General features: G+C 45.4%; 9 protein-coding genes, 1 tRNA gene and 2 pseudogenes. 7 read left to right on the top strand and 5 right to left on the bottom strand.

The genetic code is table 11. The features are described from left to right. Positions 1 to 113: 113 nt before the first annotated feature. The 7 genes and pseudogenes from ACJ8J1_RS19795 to ACJ8J1_RS19765 all read left to right on the top strand — a co-directional run bounded on the left by ACJ8J1_RS19795 (position 114) and on the right by ACJ8J1_RS19765 (position 15910). Complete coding sequence (locus tag ACJ8J1_RS19795) at positions 114 to 1166, top strand: DNA cytosine methyltransferase (RefSeq protein ID WP_103681829.1); 1053 nt, start codon at positions 114 to 116, stop codon at positions 1164 to 1166. Positions 1167 to 1214: 48 nt separating this feature from the next. Next, positions 1215 to 4355 carry a DISARM system SNF2-like helicase DrmD gene (gene drmD, locus ACJ8J1_RS19790; RefSeq protein ID WP_103681828.1) on the top strand — a complete coding sequence of 1047 codons (3141 nt, stop codon included), beginning with the start codon at positions 1215 to 1217 and terminating at the stop codon, positions 4353 to 4355. Further along, positions 4352 to 8410, top strand: coding sequence for an Eco57I restriction-modification methylase domain-containing protein (locus tag ACJ8J1_RS19785; protein WP_103681827.1), 4059 nt, complete (start codon positions 4352 to 4354; stop codon positions 8408 to 8410). Before drmD ends, ACJ8J1_RS19785 begins: the two co-directional genes overlap by 4 nt. A 62-nt stretch (positions 8411 to 8472) precedes the next feature. After that, complete coding sequence (drmA, locus tag ACJ8J1_RS19780) at positions 8473 to 12471, top strand: DISARM system helicase DrmA (RefSeq protein WP_103681826.1); 3999 nt, start codon at positions 8473 to 8475, stop codon at positions 12469 to 12471. Between the two features lie 2 nt (positions 12472 to 12473). Then, the gene (drmB, locus tag ACJ8J1_RS19775; protein WP_103681825.1) at positions 12474 to 14336 is read left to right on the top strand and encodes a DUF1998 domain-containing protein; all 1863 of its coding nucleotides are present in this window, start codon (positions 12474 to 12476) and stop codon (positions 14334 to 14336) included. A gap of 1 nt (position 14337) precedes the next feature. Next, positions 14338 to 15099: a DISARM system phospholipase D-like protein DrmC gene (gene drmC / locus ACJ8J1_RS19770; protein WP_103681824.1), complete on the top strand. Its 762-nt coding sequence runs from the start codon at positions 14338 to 14340 to the stop codon at positions 15097 to 15099. A gap of 33 nt (positions 15100 to 15132) precedes the next feature. After that, positions 15133 to 15910, top strand: a pseudogene (locus ACJ8J1_RS19765) (HNH endonuclease). Between the two features lie 64 nt (positions 15911 to 15974). Here the strand turns inward: ACJ8J1_RS19765 and ACJ8J1_RS19760 are convergent. The 5 genes and pseudogenes from ACJ8J1_RS19760 to ACJ8J1_RS19740 form a co-directional block, all read right to left on the bottom strand. Beyond that, on the bottom strand, positions 15975 to 16562 hold the full coding sequence (locus tag ACJ8J1_RS19760; RefSeq protein ID WP_342185932.1) for a hypothetical protein: 588 nt from the start codon (positions 16560 to 16562) through the stop codon (positions 15975 to 15977). Between the two features lies 1 nt (position 16563). Next, the gene (locus tag ACJ8J1_RS19755; protein WP_181006759.1) at positions 16564 to 17469 is read right to left on the bottom strand and encodes a DUF4747 family protein; all 906 of its coding nucleotides are present in this window, start codon (positions 17467 to 17469) and stop codon (positions 16564 to 16566) included. Positions 17470 to 17680: 211 nt separating this feature from the next. Further along, positions 17681 to 18862, bottom strand: a pseudogene (locus ACJ8J1_RS19750) (tyrosine-type recombinase/integrase); the annotation flags it as partial. Positions 18863 to 19129: 267 nt separating this feature from the next. Then, positions 19130 to 19214 (bottom strand) — tRNA-Leu (locus ACJ8J1_RS19745). A gap of 994 nt (positions 19215 to 20208) precedes the next feature. Then, positions 20209 to 20928 carry a LuxR family transcriptional regulator gene (locus ACJ8J1_RS19740; RefSeq protein ID WP_033641699.1) on the bottom strand — a complete coding sequence of 240 codons (720 nt, stop codon included), beginning with the start codon at positions 20926 to 20928 and terminating at the stop codon, positions 20209 to 20211. Positions 20929 to 21074 lie beyond the last annotated feature (146 nt).

Below are 21074 nucleotides of genomic sequence, written 5' to 3'. Positions count from 1 at the left end.
AATTCGAGCGACTAAGCACATTGGCAGATCGTCACCCAAACAAAAAACCTTAATTTACAATACGTTATCAGATCAGCTTATATTAATTTCTTTATAAACGAGAAGATTGTTAGATGAAAAAAGTATCTTGTGTTGATTTATTTTGTGGTGCAGGCGGGTTAACACATGGTCTTGTGCTTGAGGGAGTACCTGTTGTCGCAGGTATTGATATTGATCCTGCCTGCAAATTTCCCTATGAGACTAATAATCAAGCAAAATTTATTGAGAAAAGCGTAAGCGATTTCACATCTTCAGACTTGAATGACCTTTACGCTGATTCTGATGTGAGGATTCTTGCTGGCTGTGCACCTTGCCAACCTTTCTCAAGCTATGCAAGACGTTATGAGCACGGTGGTAAGGATGGAAAATGGGGGTTATTGTACGAGTTTTCTCGCTTGGCTGAGGAAACGCGCCCCGATTTGATCACCATGGAGAATGTCCCCTCAGTTGCAAAACATGAAGTTTTTAACGACTTTGTCGACACCTTAGAACGCATTGGTTACCACGTTTGGTTTAGTGTTGTTGATTGTACTCAATATGGCGTGCCTCAGATGCGTAAGCGCATGGTACTGCTTGCCTCTTTACATGGTGAGATAAAGCTCTCTGAGTCAACATGTACTCAGCCTGTTACCGTAAGACAGGCCATAAGTGATTTGCCTGCTTTAAAAGCAGGAGAAACTGGTACTGGGGATAAGCTACATGTGACTTCAATGTTGTCGGAAAAGAATATGCAACGTATCAAAGCCTCAAAACCGGGTGGAACATGGCGTGACTGGCCTGAACATTTAATTGCTGATTGCCATCGAACGGATCGAGGCAAAACGTACTCTAGTGTCTATGGTCGAATGGAATGGGATAAACCGGCTCCGACTATGACTACTCAGTGTTATGGTTTTGGAAATGGCCGCTTTGGTCACCCAGAACAAGATCGCGCTATCTCGTTGAGAGAAGCGGCTATTCTTCAGAGTTTTCCCCAAGACTACGTATTTATACCCAATGAAAGTAATGTAAATCTTAGAGTTCTGGGTCGAATGATCGGAAATGCAGTTCCGGTAAAGCTCGGTCAGGCAATCGCTCGCAGTATAAATTCACACCTTGATGATTTGAACTTAGTCGCAACAAAGTGAAACTTTAAACAGCCAATGGGCGGTACTGAACCGGAATCTGAACATCTTATGGATATTTCAAATCAAGCAGACCAGTCTCAACAAATTACTCCTGAACCAGGACAGCTCGTTGAAGTTCGCCGACGCCAATGGCTCGTTGTAGAAGTCTCATCCTCTCAATTACCAACTGCTTCATTTCAGCAGCATTCAGTGACTCTTTCTTCTATTGATGAAGATAGTTTAGGGGAACTACTTGAGGTCATCTGGGAAATTGAACCAGGGGCTCAAGTAATTGAACGTGCTGGTTTGCCATCAATTACTGGTCTAGATGACTCAGACACCCTTGAGGCCTTTCTTGATGCTGTGCGCTGGGGGGCAGTTACCAAAGCAGACCACCGTAATTTCTTACAAGCACCTTTTCGTAGTGGCGTCAGCATTGAGGACTTCCAACTGGATCCTTTGGTACGTGCAATTGACATGGCTCGTGTCAATTTACTCATCGCCGATGACGTAGGCCTTGGTAAAACCATCGAGGCTGGGTTAATCATTCAAGAGATGTTACTTCGACATCGTGCTCGTACGGTTTTGATTGTCTGTCCTGCATCGTTGCAGGAGAAGTGGCGTTTGGAAATGCTGGAAAAATTCGGTCTAGAATTTCATATAGTCGACACCGATTATATCAAGACATTAAGACGTGAACGAGGAATTCATGCGAATCCGTGGACATCGCATCCACGATTAATCACTTCGATGGACTGGGCCAAGAGCGGAGAGGGCCTACGCGCCATGCGTGATGTTCTCCCCCTAAAGACCAGCTATCCACGCAAATTTGACATGCTGGTTATTGACGAAGCACACAACATCGCACCAGTAGGTGGAGCAAGCTACGCCATGGAAAGTCAGAGGACTCGATTCATCCGTTCGATCAGCCCTCACTTCCAGCATCGATTGTTTCTAACCGCTACACCACATAATGGCTATACCGAATCTTTCACTTCTTTGCTAGAACTGCTGGACGATCAACGCTTCGCTAGGAACGTACTTCCAGACGAGAAACTGCTGAATCAGGTAATGGTACGTAGACTCAAAAGTGATTTAGTCGATTCTGAGGGTAAGCTGCTCTACGCTCAACGCAAACTCGAAGCCCTATCCGTCGCATACTCAGCGCAAGAGCGCTCCATCCACGATCAACTAAATGAATACTGCAAAAGTAGAGAACAAGGTGCAGAGAAAGCTAATAAAATCTTTGGGACTGCCTTTGTCAATCAGCTACTGAAGAAACGACTATTTTCCTCACCTGCAGCCTTCGCATCCACGCTTGAAAAACACATAGCAACTTTAACTCATGGCAAACAAACCAGTGACAAGAACGCTATGGCAGAGCGTATTCTACGTAAAGCAATTCTTCGGGCCGAAGAAGATTACGCCGACGATCAAGAGGTAGAGAATGCCCAAGCAGAGGCCGTTGAAGAAGCCTCTCGTCACACCCTACCGCTCACGCCCAACCAGAAACAGATATTGAATGATCTGCGCCAATGGGCACAAATAGCCAAGAACCAAGTAGATTCTAAAGCTAAGGGTGTTCTTGATTGGATTGACACAAATTTAAAAACACATGGTCAGTGGAATGAACAACGGGTGATTCTGTTCACCGAATATCGAACCACTCATCAATGGATGCACGAGATTCTTGCCAGTCATGGGCTTGGTGGCGAGCGCTTGGCTATTCTTCATGGAAGCATGCCGCAGGATGAACGCGAGAAAGTCAAAGCAGCATTCCAGACATCACCTAAAACCTCTCCCGTTCGCATCCTACTTGCTACTGATGCCGCTTCAGAAGGTATTGATCTTCAAAATTACTGTAATTACCTGATCCATTTAGAGATTCCTTACAACCCTAATGTAATGGAACAACGCAATGGACGTATCGATCGCCACGGACAGCGCCAGAAAGAAGTCGTGATCTGGCATCCCGTGGATGGAAGTGAAAACGGTGATCTTCGTATCGGTGGTCACGGTGACGACATCCTTCGAGCTCTACGAAAACTCGAATCAATGCGAGCAGACATGGGCAGTGTCAATCCAGTTATCGCACCACAAATGTCAGGTTTGATTGAAGGCTCTATCAAAGAAATTGATACTCGTCTAGCTGAATCCAGAATCGCAAAAACCAAACGCTTTATTACAGCTGAGCGCGAACTAAAAGAACGAATTGCTAAGCTACATGATCGACTTCTGTCTGCTAAGCATGATTTTCATCTTACTCCTGAGCATATCCACATGGCCGTTAATACCGGTCTCACACTTGCAGGCCGTCCAAATCTAGAGCATTTTGAGCTACCGGATATACCTCCTGGCTCTGTATTCAAGATGCCTGCTCTGTCAGGTACATGGGCACGCTGTCTTGAAGGATTGCAACACCCCTACACCCAACAGATTCGCCCCATAACATTTGATCACTCAGTAGCTAAAGGCCGCGATGATGTCGTACTGGTCCACTTGAATCACCGTTTGGTACAGATGTGCCTGCGTTTACTACGAGCCGAGGTGTGGGCACATGATGATGTAAAGAACTTGCATCGAGTTACAGTACGCTCAGTACCAGACACATTACTTGATAGTCCTGCTGTGGCCGTCGTCTCCCGATTGGTCATCACTGGAGGTAATCACCATCGACTTCATGAAGAGTTGACAGTAGCGGGGGGCTATCTTGGTGACAAAGCTTTTCGACGTGAAGAAGGCGTCAATAAAATTCAACAATGGTTGGAACAAGCTAAATCATTGACCACTGAATTTGCGCTATTTGATGCCTTCCGCGTTCGTTTTAATCGTGCACAAAACAGCATTCTTCAGTCTGTTGAGGCAAGATCAAAAGACCGTCTGCAAAATTTAACTAATACCCTTCAGACCCGTAAAAATCGTGAATTGGCTGATATCAGTAATGTTCTCAATGAACTTGAAAGAACTATTACTGCTGAGTTGGCGAAAGATCAACAACCTATGCAGTTTTCACTATTCTCAGAAGATGAACGAATACAACTCAGACGTGATAATGCTGCCTTGGAAGCTCGTCTTGCGCGCATACCGACAGAGCGCGAACAGGAAATACAAGCTATTGAAACTCGCTACACCAAAATTGATGACTGCACTTTCCCGGTTGCAGTCATTTTTCTCGTTCCTGAATCTTCTATTCAGAGGGGTGTAGTATGAGTATGACTAATTTACACGCTGATTGGCTATCACTGATCGACATTTCAGGCCCCTTTCTCGCAATCCCCGTACTGATGGAAGCCTTCCCTCAGGGGCTGGAAGAACTCAACGGAACCAAACGCAAACGGGTACGGCAGGCCTATGATGAATGGCGTGAAGCACTGGAACAGGACGATCCTCAGTTAATTGAATTGCACTATGCATGGCTTGATGAGGTCCTATCTCGAGTTCTTGATCTTGATGAAGATAGTAAAAGTGATGTACTAAAACGCGTAGAATGGTGCGCAAACCATCTGGAATCTGTGTTACCGGATCATGGTGTAGCCCAGTATCCAGATTTAGCCGTTGTTGATGAGCAACATGCAAACAAGCCATTGATGCTCATCCACACCTATACACCGGACGTGGAGCTTGAGGCCACAATGAAAAGGGATGGATGGCTAACTACCCCGGCAGACCGCATGGTCCAGTTATGCCGCTCTCTTGATTGTCGTCTCGGGTTAGTGACTAACGGTGAACGCTGGATGTTAGTAGATGCGCCAGTTGGTGCAGTTACCTCCTTCGCCAGCTGGTATGCACGCCTATGGAACCAAGAGCCAATTACGTTGCAGGCTTTTGTGCACTTGCTCGGAATCCGTCGTTTCTTCGTTAATGAATCCGAGCAATTACCAGCATTGTTCGACTGTTCGCTGCAATACCAGGACGAGGTGACCGACGCTTTAGGTGAACAAGTCCGCCGCGCCATAGAAGTATTAATACAGTCCCTCGACAAAGCGGATCAAGATCGTAATCGCGAACTGCTGCACAACGTCAAAGAGACTGAGCTTTATGAAGCCGCACTGACTGTCATGATGCGTCTGGTATTCCTTCTCTCGGCTGAGGAGCGCGGACTACTACTCTTGGGCGACGAACGCTACGAGACCAACTATGCGATTTCAACTCTACGCATGCAGTTACGTAAAGAGTCTTCAGAAATCCTCGAACGACGTTGGGATGCCTGGTCACGCCTGCTGGCAATCTTTCGTGCAGTTTACTGCGGCGTAGAGCACGAGAACTTGCGTCTACCCGCATTGGGTAGCTCACTGTTCGATCCCGACCACTTCCCTTTCCTTGAGGGAAGGGCCAAAGGTTCTAATTGGCGAACAGATACAGCTAAACCATTGCCAATTGATAACCGTACTGTTCTGCTCCTACTGGAAGCTATTCAACAGTTCCAGGGCCGCACACTCTCTTACCGTGCATTGGACGTAGAACAAATAGGTTATGTCTACGAAGGGCTGCTTGAACGCACCGTCAGGCGCATCGGTGAAGTCACGCTAGAACTAGATGCAACAAAAAAAGCGCAATCACCTTGGGTCAAATTGGCTGAGCTGGATTCTGCAAACATGGATGGTATTGAGTGCTTGGTCGAATTGCTGCAAGAACGCTCTGGTAGTTCTGTCAGTAGGGTACGAAAAGATCTGACTAAGGCAGTCGACGACACCTTAGCCGATCGCCTCTTAACAACTTGCCAAGGCGACGTACAACTACGCGACCGAATCAAACCCTACGTTCACCTACTTCGAACCGATCCCTGGGGTTATCCTTTGGTCTATCCTGCCGGGGCTTTCATCGTCACCAGCGGTTCTAATCGACGCGAGACTGGCACTCACTACACACCGAAATCGCTTACCGAAACCATTGTTACTGAAACGCTAACGCCGATGGTCTATATCGGGCCAGTGGAAGGTACTCCACGTGAAGCGTGGAAACTTAAATCCCCCGTCGAACTTCTTGATATTAAGATCTGCGACCCAGCTATGGGTTCGGGTGCTTTTCTTGTACAAGCCTGCCGCTGGCTGGCCGATCGTCTCGTTGAGGCTTGGTCGCTGACTGAAGAAGCAGGAAAAACGGTGAGTGCGGATGGCTACGTACTGGAGATGCCTGACACAAAAGAGCTACTGCCACGCGATACCGATGCTCGCATCGTCATCGCCCGCCGCCTTATCGCCGAACGCTGCCTGTATGGTGTTGACTTGAATTCACTGGCAGTTGAGCTTGCCAAGCTTTCCATCTGGCTAGTAACGTTAGCTAAGGGTCGACCCTTTGGGTTTCTTGACCACAACTTACGCTGTGGGGATAGTTTGCTTGGCATCCATAGGATTGATCAGCTCACCCAGCTTTCGATGAATCCTACAACTCAAGGACAGCTGCGTCTGTTCGGCAAAGATATTAAGCGAGCTGTACACGAAGCCATTGCGCTGCGCCAGCAATTACGTGAGACACCTATCCGCGATGTCCACGACGTGGAGTCTATGGCACAATTGAACACCAATGCACGAGTCAGATTAGATGTGCCGGGAAGTATTGCAGATGCGTTTATCGGGGAAGTATTAGCAGCGAGAGGCAATGCCGTAGCATTGGAAACCGCTTTAGTATCTCTTGCCATCCAAGCCGAGCAAGCGATGGAAGGTGATAAAGAACAACTTATATTAATGCAGCAAAGGGCTATTACTACTTTTTCTACTGATTTACCAGCCAGTAAGCTGCCTCGTAAACCTTTCCATTGGCCATTAGAGTTCCCAGAAGTGTTTGAGTTTAGTGGAGGATTTGACTGTATTGTCGGTAATCCACCATTTTTAGGTGGGCAAAAGATCACTGGTACCATGGGTGATTGCTACCGAGAGTATTTGGTAAACGCAATCGCAGGCGGCAAACGGGGCTCTGCTGATTTGGTTGCCTACTTCTTTATTAAAGCTAATTCTTTACTTGGTCCTAACGGATTTTTTGGGTTGATCGCGGTGAATACCATATCTGAAGGAAATACCAGAGAAGTTGGGCTTGATTCAATACTTAATTTAGGCTCAATCATTTATAGAGCAAACCCAAATTTAGTTTGGCCAGGAAAAGCCAATGTTGTTACGAGTAGTGTATTTATTTCAAAATCAAAATGGAACGGCCCCTTATACATTTCAGAACATCCAGTTTCAATCATTAGTGCGGCATTAACGCATAGAGAAAACTGGCAACCAGTTAGACTATCTAATAGTTGCGGCTTAGTATTTCAGGGTGCCAACATTCTTGGTGATGGATTTTTAGTCGATGAAGAAACCTATGCTACTTGGAATTCAAATAATGATAAATCGTGCTCAGTAGTTTTTGACTACTTGATAGGTAAAGAAGTTAATCAATCTCCAACTCATCGCCCAAGCAGAAAGGTTATAAGTTTTTTCGATTGGTCATTGGAAAAATCGAAAACCTATGGGTCTGCTTTTGGTTTGGTCCAAAGTAAAGTAAAACCTGAACGTGATAAGCTTAAAGGTAACGCAACCGCAGAGGGGAGGAGAAAAAACTGGTGGAAGTATGGACGAGATGCAAAAGCATTATTTCATGCCTTGGGTAGAGGATATACATTTGAAAAACATCCCAAAGAATGGGATAAAAACAAAAACCCTCTTGAGCGAGTTATAGTTTTTGCAACGGGTGCAACAAAATTCCCTTGCTTTACGCTTGTTCCAAACACTTATATTTATTCACACTCGCTTTGTGTAATTGCTAGCGATAGTTTTTCATTGTTTGCTTGCCTGTCATCCGATATTCATGGGATATGGGCGTTCGAACAAGGCTCACGACTTCATGAACGACTTCGATATACTCATGGTGATATCTTTGAGACTTTCCCTTTACCAATAAATATTTTTGATAAGAACGAGAAATCTCTATCTACTCTTGGAGAAAATTTCTTCGAATTAAGATCGAAATATATGGTAAATGAAAATCTGGGAATGACCAAGTTTTACAATGCATTTCACAGCCCTGATATATATTCTCCATCGCTGAGCGAGCTTCGCAAACTGCAAGTAAAAATAAATTTAGCGGTGTTACATGCCTATGGTTTCGATGACCTGGACTTAAGCCATGGTTTTCATGAAGTGGCATACTTACCAGAAGGAAAAAACATTCGCTATACCATCAGTGAGTTTGCCAGAGAAGAATTGCTCTATCGCTTGGCTAACCTGAACAGAATTCGGCATGAAGAAGAACAAAGAGAAGGATCTATTTATAAGAGAAAATAGGTCCCCAAACCAATAGACCATCGGAACCGTGTATAAGGCAGTATTTTAGGTAAGGAGCCCGTATGACAGAGAAAAGCAAATCAACTATATCGCCTAATGCATGGTTCGCTATTGACCGTGACCGAGTGAAAGAGCCCGCCTTAGCCTCCTTTGCACTGCAATTAAAAGGTGGACGTCCCCTTAATCAAGGTATATCCAATGACGATTGGGTATTGATCCTAGATAAAACAGGTCATATCACCCGAGTTGGGCGTATTCTGCGTATTCGCTCTGATCTCGAAACCACCACACTCTTTTTCGATCGAATGTTGCAGGTTGAGCCATCGGTTTCAATTGGTATGACCTCCATCAAATTACCTGCTAAAGGAAGCTCTGGTCGCATTCAATGGAAAGATTTCATTGAAATTCTCCCCGATGTGCTGCACACGAGCATTGCTGAAATACCAACGATCGAAGATCAAACCTACATCCGTGAATTACTGCAGTTGGCTGTGATGGATGACTTGCTCGGTCCGGCAGCCGGTCCTAATGAACTTATAGTTGATATGGGAGTGAGAGACCGCTATTTGGTTGGTAAGCTTGCGCCACGTGAAGCTGCGGAAAAAGGAATGGAGATTCCAGTAAATCCTGAGGATGCGGTTGATAATCCTCCAGACCTAATTGTTAAGGCTCAGACGGTAAAAGTTAAATCTCCGACAGAACCTGGTCGTGGGGAGCCCGATACACAAGAGGAAATTGATGCCGCTAGCAACCAATCATTGGTACCAAGCAGCCTCGGAATGACTTTCTGTGTAGATGGTGATATTGTTCAAATTGAAATCGAAGCTCGTTGGGGTCGTTACGAACGCAGCGAAGATCATGAGATCTATCGGACTCGAAAAAATAAGGAAACTGGAGTCGAAGAACAGACGAAAGCCAAGGTGTGGCAGCGCATCCCTTGCGGTGGAAAATTATCCTTATTGTTAAAAGAAGGGGTAATTTCACCTCAATCACTGGACAGTTCCTCCCCAGAAGTATTGGTACAAGGCACCATCCGTTCCAAGAATCCTAATGGCGATCGTCTGGTCACACTATTCCTTGTAAATACGCAAAAAGAGCCAGAAACCAACCGTGATACAGCATGGATCTTCCAACCCGAATTGATCGTTCGTCCCGAAAAGGATGCAAACGAACAAGCTATTTTCAGACGTAAGCCCGTTCTGGACGCTAACGGTATGGATCCAGAACGCGAAGCACTGGAAATGATTTACCTGAACCGCGTAGAGTTTGCAGTAGGACATGGTGTTGCGGTGCATGCTGAAACTGCAGATAACGTAGAACTAGCAACAGAAATTCGTACGACGGTGATACCTCAGTACGAGGTACAAAGAACTGAGACTCCAGGTCTTGATATATCTGATCGGCCAGCGCTGCAGAAAATGGTAAGTAGTGGTTTCCTTGACATGCAGACACTGGCGACTTTGGATATAGATGCGCTCGTCAATGCATTGAGTATGCTGACCAAGGACTATGATGCTTGGATATGTGAACAGTACTCAAGCATAGGAACCAAGGCTACAAGATTTGACGCCCAAGCCCTAGCAGCCATGGATAGATGCAAAGAGATTCTTATCCGCCTACAACAAGGTATCGACACCCTTAAACATAATGAAAAAGCGTTGACGGCTTTCCGTTTCGCTAACCGGGCAATGGCAATACAGCGCATACGCAGTTTGTACGCACTGGAAAAACGTCGTGGAAAAGATGTTACGGTCGAACAATATAATGAAGAAAAAAACCGCAGCTGGCGCCCTTTTCAGTTGGCATTTCTGTTGCTTTCCATCCCATCGTTGGCGGATCCACGCCATCCTGATCGAGTACAACCTGTAAATGCTTATGCTGACCTGTTGTGGTTTCCTACTGGTGGTGGCAAGACCGAAGCCTATTTAGGCGTAGCAGCCTTCACTATGGCCATACGGCGCCTACAGGGTAATTTAGGCGGGTATGACAGCTCACGCGGCTTGGCCGTGATCATGCGCTACACACTTCGCCTGCTAACACTGCAGCAATTTCAACGTGCAACTGCATTGATTTGCGCAATGGAAGTATTGCGCCGCGAATCAATTGATAATGGAGATAAATCCCTCGGCATAGAGCCATTCACTATCGGGCTTTGGGTCGGAAATAAGGTGACTCCTGGTACTACCGAAGACAGTCATCGAGCCGTAGAAGATGCCCGTAATCCAGACAAATACAATGCTGCAGCAGCGTCACCCGCCCAATTAACAAGCTGTCCTTGGTGTGGTAGCGAAATAGTACCAGGGCAGGATGTTGAAGTTCGCAAGGACAAATCGGGTGGCCAAACCTTCGTTTACTGCGGTGACAAAAAAGGGCGTTGTGATTTTTCAAAGGGCAAATCAAGCAATCATTCACATCCAGGTATTCCAGTATTGGTAGTGGATGAAGAGATCTATCACCGCCCTCCGACGATGATGATTGCCACAGTGGACAAGTTCGCCATGATGGCGTGGCGCGGTCAGGTACGGACACTTTTTGGCCGGGTGGGACAGGAATGTCCGCGACATGGTTTGCTCTGGCCAGGAGCCAACTGCAACGGCAATCATCCAGCCGCCAAGGGGCAACCTTCCACCAAGGCGAAAACTATCGGCCCTATCCGGCCACCAGACCTGATTATCCAAGATGAATTCCATCTAATCAGTGGGCCTCTGGGCACCATGGTAGGGTTATACGAAACCGCTGTTGATGAGTTATGTAGTTGGACACTTGATGACAAGAACGTCAAACCGAAAGTCATCGCTTCTACAGCAACCGTCCGAAAAGCTAAAGAACAAGTAAACAGCGTCTTCATGCGCCAAGTAGCAGTGTTTCCACCACATGGATTAGATGTTGAAGATAACTTTTTCTCGGTTCAACGTGCAATAAAAGAGAAGTATGGTCGTCGTTACCTCGGCGTATGTTCACCCGGTAGCTCAAGGCCTGCAATGCTGATTCGCGTTTACACTGCTTTCTTGACCGCTGCACAAGAGTTATTTAACCACTTCGGTGAACCAGCCGATCCCTACATGACTATGGTCGGTTATTTCAACTCGCTACGTGAATTAGGTGGGATGAAACGACTTGCAGAGGATGATGTACAGACACGTTCTTATCGGGTCCAAATGAGTATGGTTGAGCGGCCTGCACTGGCACAACGCAGCATAAGCAACATTCGCGAACTAACTTCCCGTGTATCCAGTCAAGACATTCCTAAATACCTTGATAACTTAGAGGTTAAATTCAAGTCTGAATTTGATACAACTACCGGTAAATATGTTACCAGATGGCAGGAGGGTGATACTCGAGCCATTGATATAGTACTCGCCACCAACATGTTATCAGTAGGCGTTGATATCAATCGACTTGGCCTCATGGCAGTGAATGGCCAACCCAAAGGAACAGCGGAATACATTCAGGCTACCAGTCGCGTGGGACGCTCATTTCCTGGTTTAGTTTGCACAGTACTCACATGGGCTCGTCCGCGAGACTTATCTCACTACGAAACATTTGAACATTATCACGCCACTTTCTACAAACATGTAGAGGCTCAATCGGTCACCCCATTCTCTCCTCGAGCAATGGATCGCGGTTTAACAGGAACTCTGTTAAGTCTTGTACGTCTGGAGAATGATGCATTCAGCCCGAATGAAGGTGCTGGCCAATTGAGTACGTCTAATCAATTCGAGGTCAGCAATGCCATCAAAGTGCTGGCAACACGGGCTGGGAATGTTGCGGAAGACAACTCGCGTAAAAAATTAGCAGAGAATGAATTGAAAGAGCGCGCCGACGAATGGACGAAAAAAGCATCTATGGGTGGAAGAATTCTCGGATATGAAAAGCGTGGGCCTGAAAAGGATAAGACAGTTAATTTAATTGAATCACCAGGTCTGAAGCCCTGGAATAACTGGACGGTTCCAATGTCAATGCGAGAAGTCGAACCTGGTGTACGACTGATAATGAACAAAAGTCATATCACTGATGGTAAAGATTGGAAGCCACGTCCAACAACGAAGGATGAGGATTGAATATGAGTCTTGATGAGAAAACCCCCGTTGGTGAAGTACGCCCTAGCCAAATACTTTGGACCTATGGGCCTGGAGCACTAATTGATCTTCCAAACCTATCTGTCATAACGCTTGGAATAGATCGGTGGGAAAAGAATCGTTGCCAGCCAATTCAGGAAACCCGGCTGCTTGAGGCGGTTCGGATGAAATTGGGAGATCAAGTCGAAAGTTTGCGTATGCCACCATTTCAGAAAGGTGAAGTGGCCGACAAGTGGTCTGCTGAAGCAAATATAGGAGTTCCCGTACGTCCTTTCCCGCGATGGCTACGTTGCGTAAAGTGCGGGCTTCTTTCACCTTATGATACTGGATTATTTGAGATCAAAGAAAATCGGTATAGACCCGAACGCACTCGCTTTCGCCACAAAGGCTGCCGAGGTTCTAAAGGCGATCAGCCTGCCAGGGACGCGGATGCCGTACCTGCCCGCTTCCTCTTGGCCTGCCGTGATGGTCATCTTGATGATTTTCCATGGCATTACTTTGTTCACGGCGGCAACAACTCGTGCAAAGGGACGCTGCGATTCTTTGAAAGTGGAGCCTCGCTACAAACCGAAAATCTATGGGTAAAATGTGATGAATGTGGGGCATCAAGGAGTATGGCTCATGCGTTTGGTAAGGCAGGAAAAGAGAATCTTCCTGCATGCAGAGGACGTCACCCTCACCTAGATTACTTCGACACCGAATGCAATGTGGAACCACGTGCAGTATTGTTAGGATCCACAAATAGCTGGTTTCCTATGACGCTGTCTGCACTCGCGATCCCTCTACTACATGTATCACCATTGCATCAAATTATTATTGATTATTGGGATGATCTCGCTGATGTAGAGGATCGTTCTGAGTTGAAAGGGATTCTCAAAGCACTCAATAAAAGGGGGGAGGCCCAAGGCATTGAGAAACATGACCTTGAGGCAATTTGGGAAGCTATTGAAGCAAATCGGTCCGATAGTAGTGAAGAATCTGTCGGTGAGATCGATATCAAAGGGCCAGAGTGGGATGTTCTAATAGAACCGAATCCCCCCGCAGACTACCCACATTTCATGAGTAAGAAGACCCACACACCGCCACGTTTTTCATCATTTATCGAACGCGTATTGCTCCTAGAACGCTTACGTGAGGTCAATGCATTAATAGGATTTACTCGAGTTGAAGCGCCTGAAGAATCTGACGATCCTAGTGAACGTGTTCCAATGGCTAATCTATCACGAAACAGACCTGACTGGGTACCAGCCAGCCAGGTACATGGCGAAGGCATCTTCCTCCAATTTAATGAAGAAGCCCTAGTTGCCTGGGAGTCTCTGGATGCAGTCAAAAAAGTTGACAGAATGCTCCGTGGTGGACATACCGGATGGCGAAATTCACGTCATCTTGATCCCGAGGAGGGCTATCCGGGTATTCGCTTTGCCATGCTACACACACTTTCACACTTATTGATTCGTGAGATGGCACTGGAATGTGGATACAACGCCTCAAGTATTCGTGAGCGAATCTATGCCAATACAAGCAATGATAACCCTCAAGCTGGTATCCTTATCTATACAGCTGCCGCAGATTCAGATGGAACTTTGGGTGGCCTAGTCGATCTTGGTAAACCAGAAAATCTTGGAAGATTACTGGAACAAGCGCTGAATCGCTCAACGATTTGCTCCTCTGATCCTCTATGTTCTGAACATGATCCTGAGAAGGACCGTTCGTTACACGGTGCCGCATGCCATGCGTGCAGCTTTGTAGCCGAAACGTCGTGTGAGCGTGGTAACCGTTATTTAGATCGCGCATTACTCGTGCCGACACTTGAGCATACTGCCGCCGCGTTCTTCAAGGATTTCTGAATTGCATAAACTACTAGATACAATAACGACGTTAATATGTCTGATTTCTTTGGAAAAAGTTGAGGCTATTGCTGCACGTATTCGTCAAACCGAAGCTTGCAAAGCCACAGCATCGTTATCAGGCGTGGTAGGAACACCTGCAGCAAATATTGTTATTAAGCAGCTTATAATCGACTGGGAAAATACAAAGATTAGTTCAGATGAGCTTGCGTCCATGCTCCTCGCTGCGAGCTATATATATACAAAAGTTACGGCAGAACAATCAACTGAGCTCGTATGGACTGGCCCAACAACACCTTTCGTATCAGCTCGCCGTACCGAACAAGCTCTTCTACAAATCATTAGCAATGCCAAACAGTCATTATTTATTACTAGTTTTGTGGCTTATGATGTATCTAGTATTGTCAATGCTTTGAACGTAGCAATAAAACGTGGAGTGGTTATCACCATGTTATTGGAATTATCATCAGAATATGGCGGAATTATTAATTTCGATCATATTTCCAAGATGAAAACACTTATGCCTCATGCTCGAATCTACTTATGGGAAAATAAACCCTCTGAGTTTTCAGATGGTCGCGTACATGCAAAAGTGATCGTCGCCGATAGTAATACATGTTTTATCACAAGTGCAAATCTCACTGGATATGCAATGGAAAAAAATATAGAAGTCGGTGTGCTTATTACAAATGGAAGTATTCCTGCATTGTTGCATGAACATCTGAATTACCTTATAAGCACCAAGGTAATCACTCCTGTTTGAATAATTAACTCAACGATATTAAGGGGTAATATAATGAGACAAGTTCAAAATGGATTACTTGAAGTTGCTTGGTATTTATCAAAGTATGGAAAAAAAAGCCACCGGTATTACTTGGCGTTGACTCATTAAAGGATGCGATATTGTTATTTTATCCAAAATTTGGTGCAGGTAAAACTGAAGTCGAATTCTATAACAGTATGAAAAACTATAGGGATCGTTTTGATTCCTGGCTGAGTGATGTGCGCAGAGGTTGGAGAGACGCTGATGGTTCGCCGGGTGATCTTTCATTACCTGCTATTGATGTTATGAACAAAATGAAGGGGTTACCTATTTCCATAGTTGAATAAAAAATTTTATATTGGCTATCTCCAAACCCTTTCATACAAGAAGCGGCCGATTTCTCTTGCCTTCCAGAGGATGAAAATCTGAATGAAACAATGAGAGAGCGATTAATCTCAGCACGACTTGGGCAGGGAGAGTTCAGAAAAAATTGTCTACCATTATTTCCAGTTTGCCCAGTTACAGGAATATTTTTTCATCCATTACTAAGAGCCAGCGATATTAGACCCTGGTCTGTATGTGAGAATGCTCATGACCGTTTAGCCCCTATAATGGAATAATGCTTGCTGCACACATTGATACCCTTTTTGATCAAGGATGGCTTTCGTTTAGAAATAATGGTCAAATATTAATTAATACTGAACTCAACAATGAAGTAAAAGAATACCTAAGTCTTCCAGAAAAAATATCACTATTTTCGATTTTATCACATAATGATCTTGAATGGCATAGGGATAATATACTGAGGTAGTCGTACACTCTTACAACAATAAGAAGAATCACATTATAACCGAATTATTAATTAGCAAACGACGCTAAAGCTTATCCAGCAAGCTATTATTTGACAAACCGAATAATACCCCCAGCATCTCAATAATAACAACAAAGCTATACCAGAGCATAAACCATGTTACTACACATAACTTATAACTGTCGATAAACACACCCTGTAAAATACCAACAGAAAGTGTTAGCACAAGAATTAACATAGGATATGCTAAATCTGAGCTCAACATCAAAACACTGCCAGACGTATTATTTTTTCCTGATATTATTTTTTGAAAGTTACTTACAACTGATTCACTAAGTACCAATATTAAAGCATACACTCCTATCCCAAAGCCTATGAGAGATGGAAAAGTAGATACGATTATGCTGCCTGGGTTTTTAGCATTGATAGTACCTTCAATAAAAGTATTTATGTTTAAATATGATGTTATTTCATTACAAAAAACAAGACCTGTTAAAAGTGAAGCCACGACGAACTTACCAAAAAGCTTTTTTATCCACATGGCAAGTGGAGCAAACTTATCGCCTGAACTAAGGTCGCCATTGTAGACATAACTGTTGATAATAAAAATCATTGTCCCAACGACAGGGATTTTTCTGAATAATTTGAACATATTAATCCCCTTGTATCTCATCATTTTTCAGCTCACAAAACTCTCTGATTTTTCTTAAACAACCTCTTAAGAAACCTCGGTCGTCTTTATCAGATTTATTATGGCGGAGATTAAGTTTTAGTGGAGATTTTTCAGAGTCATATGTCATTAATTTTGTTTCATTAGAATTTTGCAATTGAACTCTATATCTTAATTTTATCTTCCCATGAGTTTGTGCTGATTTTAGAATTTTCTTCAAGAAATTAGGTATGCTAATCATACTACTATCGCCGCTTGAACCACTCAATTGTAGTTTTTGCATTTTGCTCTTTCTCATTTCTTCTAAAATATCTTCTGCATCATCTCCATTAGGGGCGAAAACGCTAACTTCAACATTTTTATAGGATATAGCATTTGCAAAAACTTCATCAAGAGCACTAGGGAGAGATAATAAGTTGATAGTTAATGTATATTCAGGGAATAAGTTTTTTACTATTGGGTTAATGTAATACATTAATATTTCAAGTAACTTATCATATTCTTGAGATGGTGCCGCAGATTGATCTATTGCTAGAATATGGGTTTTGGCATCAAACACGAAAGGGATTTTCTTTTTACCTGAAACAGCAGCATTTTTTTTACTTTTTGAAAATAAAACCTTATCTGTCAACAAATCAGTTACATCATCACTGTCGTTATATTTTATGAAGTTTCCATTAACCCCACCCTGCTCACTAAAAAACTCATACGGGCCGAAATATGAGTTTTTCCCAACTTTAAAATGATAACTTAAATGATTCCCAGACTTCAGCTCTTCATTGTTTTTTTCTTTTAATAAGCTGAAGATTTTTTTGTATCCTTTAACACCTATTTCTTCAGCGGTTTCATTAGGAAGAACTTGAATGTTATAGAAAATAAAACTAGCCATATACATGATTCCATTCATTATTACCATGGCTTAATGTATATTCATAAGCACTATATGGTCAACAAATAAAAGTGAACATCGCATGTTCTACATCGTATTGTGCTAATAACTATCCGAACGGATAAATTCTAGGATTATGCTAATTTGTCATATCCTCGAACTTGTGTGCTGCATGGTTCACTCAAACCGTGCAGCACACATGTTTAGCTTAATCTGGAGATTGCTTTCCAAAATCAAACGGACTAACCCCTTTCTCCCGGTTCGCATCCAGAAAATCAGCCCACCACTGCAGCATTAACCTGCGCTCTCCCAGATGCTCTGCCTTGTGGATGTAAGCTGCTCGCACAGAGCTACGCTCCTGATGGCTCATCTGCCGCTCTACGGCATCTCTCGACCATAGACCCGATTCAATCAATGAGCTACAGGCCATTGTCCTGAAACCATGCCCACACACTTCCTTTTTCGTGTCATACCCCATCACTCGCAAAGCCTTGTTAACCGTATTCTCACTCATCGGCTTACGGGGATCGTGATCGCCAACGAAGATCAGCTCTCGGTTCCCATTCATGCTTTTGATCTTTTCCAGAATAGCTAAGGCCTGACGCGATAAGGGAACAAGATGAGGTGTCCGCATCTTTGAACCACGCTGAGAATGCTTAACACCTTCCAGCGGTTCACGCTCTCCGGGAATCGTCCACATAGCCTTTTCAAAATCGACTTCTGAGCAGCGGGCAAAGCGCAGTTCGCTTGAACAGATGAAAACTAACAACGTGAGTTCGACAGCCAGTCGAGTTAACGACCTGCCGAAGTAATGATCAATGCGGTGAAGTAATTCAGGTATGCGGTTAAGCTCCAGAGCCGCACGATGCTGTCTTTTAGCAGTAGCAACCGCACCGGCAATTTCTTGCGCAGGGTTGTAGTCGATTAAGCCGCTCTGAACGGCAAAGCGCATAATCGCAGTAGTTCGCTGCTGTAAACGAGCGGCGACTTCAAGACGCCCGGATGACTCCACCGCTTTGATGGGGACAAGCAGATCTCGAGTCTTGGACTGACCCGATGGCATCAAAGAGATTATCCTCAAGGCTTTTCAATACACGAGCGCTATGCGATGCAGACCACTTTTGATTGCTGGCGTGCCAGTCTCTGGCGACTACCTCAAACGTTATCGCCTCTTGTTCCCGCTCTACCTTAACGGCTTTCTTGTTCTCACTGGGATCGACGCCGTTAGCTAACAGCTTACGCGCTTCATCGCGACGAGCCCTGGCATCCGCCAGCGAAACCTCAGGGTATTTCCCAAGCGCCAACATCTTCTCTTTACCACCGAAGCGATAACGGAGCCGCCAGTATTTGGAGCCGTTAGGGTGAATCAGCAAAACCATGCCTTCACCGTCAATCAGCTTATAAGCGTTTGCTTCAGGTTTGGCGGTACGAACTTTCACATCACTCAGAGCCATGATGAGTATCCTTTCAAGGGTTCTGTGTGGGTACAAACATTATCGAACCGGGATATACCTCCAGTTGTGCCCACATCAGTAAGTTGATGCAGATTGAGCCAGGGTTGACTCAGGTTGAGTGAAAAGACGAGGAAAGCCTTACGAATACCAAATTCCAGGCACAAAAAAACCACCTTTCGGTGGCTTCTTGTTCGCGCGGTACTTAATGGTGCCGAAGGCCGGACTCGAACCGGCACGTATCTCTACGGTTGATTTTGAATCAACTGCGTCTACCGATTTCGCCACTTCGGCACTGAAGTAGTATGCGGAAAACGGGTGAATTATACCTTCCCGCGACCAGCACGCAACACTTATCCGTTGTTCAATGAGTTAAGTGTCGAAAAAACCGCCGCCACGCGCGTTTGCACGCCCCATCCTCTTGCTGTACGCCCTTCCCAACCACGTTGACGATGAGCATACTGCATTGCAACGAGCATCCAGGATAAGGCGCCACACTCACGCAATACCATCCGATCCCAGGTTCTAGCATCGTTGCACAGAGCAATGATGGCTCCTGTGCCGGACGTCATTCACTCCCACGAACCAGAACCGCTCGCCCTGCTAGCGAAACAGGTTCAGGAGCCCGGCACGCCGCAGGCCGCAACCGCCTCCCCCATCGCCACTGTCTCACCCTGCGCCTGGCAAAAACAAAATAATCCCCAGCCGCAATGGCAATGCTGCAAATAATTGCACGCCAATGTGTCAGCGAATAAAGAATGAGGTTGCGCAACATTCCGAGAACAGTATTTTTTCATTAATGAATGTCAGATGGGGAAATAAAGAAGCGGAATGCTGCCTTCAGGGGAGAGACGCTATTTCGGTTAGATGGGGGGGTTATCTAAAATCACCAGAAAATAGCGTACATACGTAACAAAATAGCAACTCAAGGCGTAAAAACCAGCAGAGAACACTTGCCTCTGCAGAGTTAATAGCTTTAAGATGATGTAAGAAAATTTTCCCTGGTGTTGGCCAATATTGGCAGCCTGACCTACGCGGTCAGGTTTTTTTTTATATTTTTTATCAAAACATTACCGGGAAAGTGTATCGCCTTAAGGGGTGAGAAACTAGTTAGACTAAAGTACAGTCCCTTACTAGACCTTTATCAGTTCATGCAGGTTATTATTTCAAAGCGCAGAGATCGGGGCCGGTGCTGTATTGCTTCCCTCTCGTAAGCCGCCACGCTGCCCACTCAATACCGATTAACGCCCGTCATTTCCCGGTTCGAAAGCTGCCGTGAGCGAGCAGCCTATCCATCCACCGGTTTAATCAGCCGCAGCTCCATCCCCAGGCGCACGGCATGTCGGGCATTCGTGACCCCCAACTTTTTGACGACGTTGGACATATGGTACTTGATGGTGCCGGTCTTTATGCCCAGGATCATCGCCGTTTCCTGGTAGGTTTTACCCACGCTGGCCCAATAGAGGATTTCGTTTTCCCTGTCGGTAAAGCGGGCGTTGCCTTCCAGCGCTGCGGCGTTTTTATCTGACGGCGGGGCCAGCGCCAGATACGACTCATGGATTGAGGCCAGCAATACCGAGATTTCACCTTTACGTTCGATGAGCGCCGGGATGATTTCCGCTTTCTGTTCTGCGCTGAAGGCAAAGGAAAGCGTGACGAGATTGTTGTTGTAATCGTGCAATACGAAGGTATAGCCGTGCGTCACGCCAAACTCGCGAGCCTGCTCGAACAGTTCGGGAAAATGTAGCCCTGAGTCGGCCATGATTTGCTCGTCCCAGGCGAAGGGGGTCAGGCGGTTGCGGGCGGTAATCACCACCGGATCAATGTACTGCAAACCCTGCTCTTGATACTTGTTGACCCATTCAGTCGGGTAGTTGGTGACGCCAAAAATACAGGAAATGTCTTTTTTGGATAACACCACATACGCCCACAGGAGCTCGCCCAACTCCCCCAACGCCGCTTCCAGGCGCTTGCCGATGATATTGCTGAGATTGTATTCGTCTTCCATTGACTGCCCGCTCCCTCTATCCGCATGCCGCAGGGTTGACTATAGCACGACGAAAAGCGACAGGTCGGGGGAGTGGTTCACCGGGGGCATGCCGCACCCACAAAAAAGGCGCGGCCCCGCGGCCACGCCTTTTCCCATACCGCTCG

The organism is Serratia sp. CY37869, assembly GCF_052168895.1.
Lineage (GTDB): Bacteria > Pseudomonadota > Gammaproteobacteria > Enterobacterales > Enterobacteriaceae > Serratia > Serratia ureilytica.
The sequence above is the reverse complement of the archived record's forward strand: the minus strand, read 5'-3'. Positions and strand labels throughout refer to the sequence as shown.

Bases quoted from the DNA above. Each gene is read 5' to 3' on its own strand.
- ACJ8J1_RS19740 (WP_033641699.1), bottom strand. From the start codon at position 20,928: ATGGAAGACGAATACAATCTCAGCAATATCATCGGCAAGCGCCTGGAA.
- ACJ8J1_RS19785 (WP_103681827.1), top strand. From the start codon at position 4,352: ATGAGTATGACTAATTTACACGCTGATTGGCTATCACTGATCGACATT.
- drmD (WP_103681828.1), top strand. From the start codon at position 1,215: ATGGATATTTCAAATCAAGCAGACCAGTCTCAACAAATTACTCCTGAA.
- ACJ8J1_RS19760 (WP_342185932.1), bottom strand. From the start codon at position 16,562: ATGTTCAAATTATTCAGAAAAATCCCTGTCGTTGGGACAATGATTTTT.
- drmA (WP_103681826.1), top strand. From the start codon at position 8,473: ATGACAGAGAAAAGCAAATCAACTATATCGCCTAATGCATGGTTCGCT.
- ACJ8J1_RS19755 (WP_181006759.1), bottom strand. From the start codon at position 17,469: ATGGCTAGTTTTATTTTCTATAACATTCAAGTTCTTCCTAATGAAACC.
- drmB (WP_103681825.1), top strand. From the start codon at position 12,474: ATGAGTCTTGATGAGAAAACCCCCGTTGGTGAAGTACGCCCTAGCCAA.
- ACJ8J1_RS19795 (WP_103681829.1), top strand. From the start codon at position 114: ATGAAAAAAGTATCTTGTGTTGATTTATTTTGTGGTGCAGGCGGGTTA.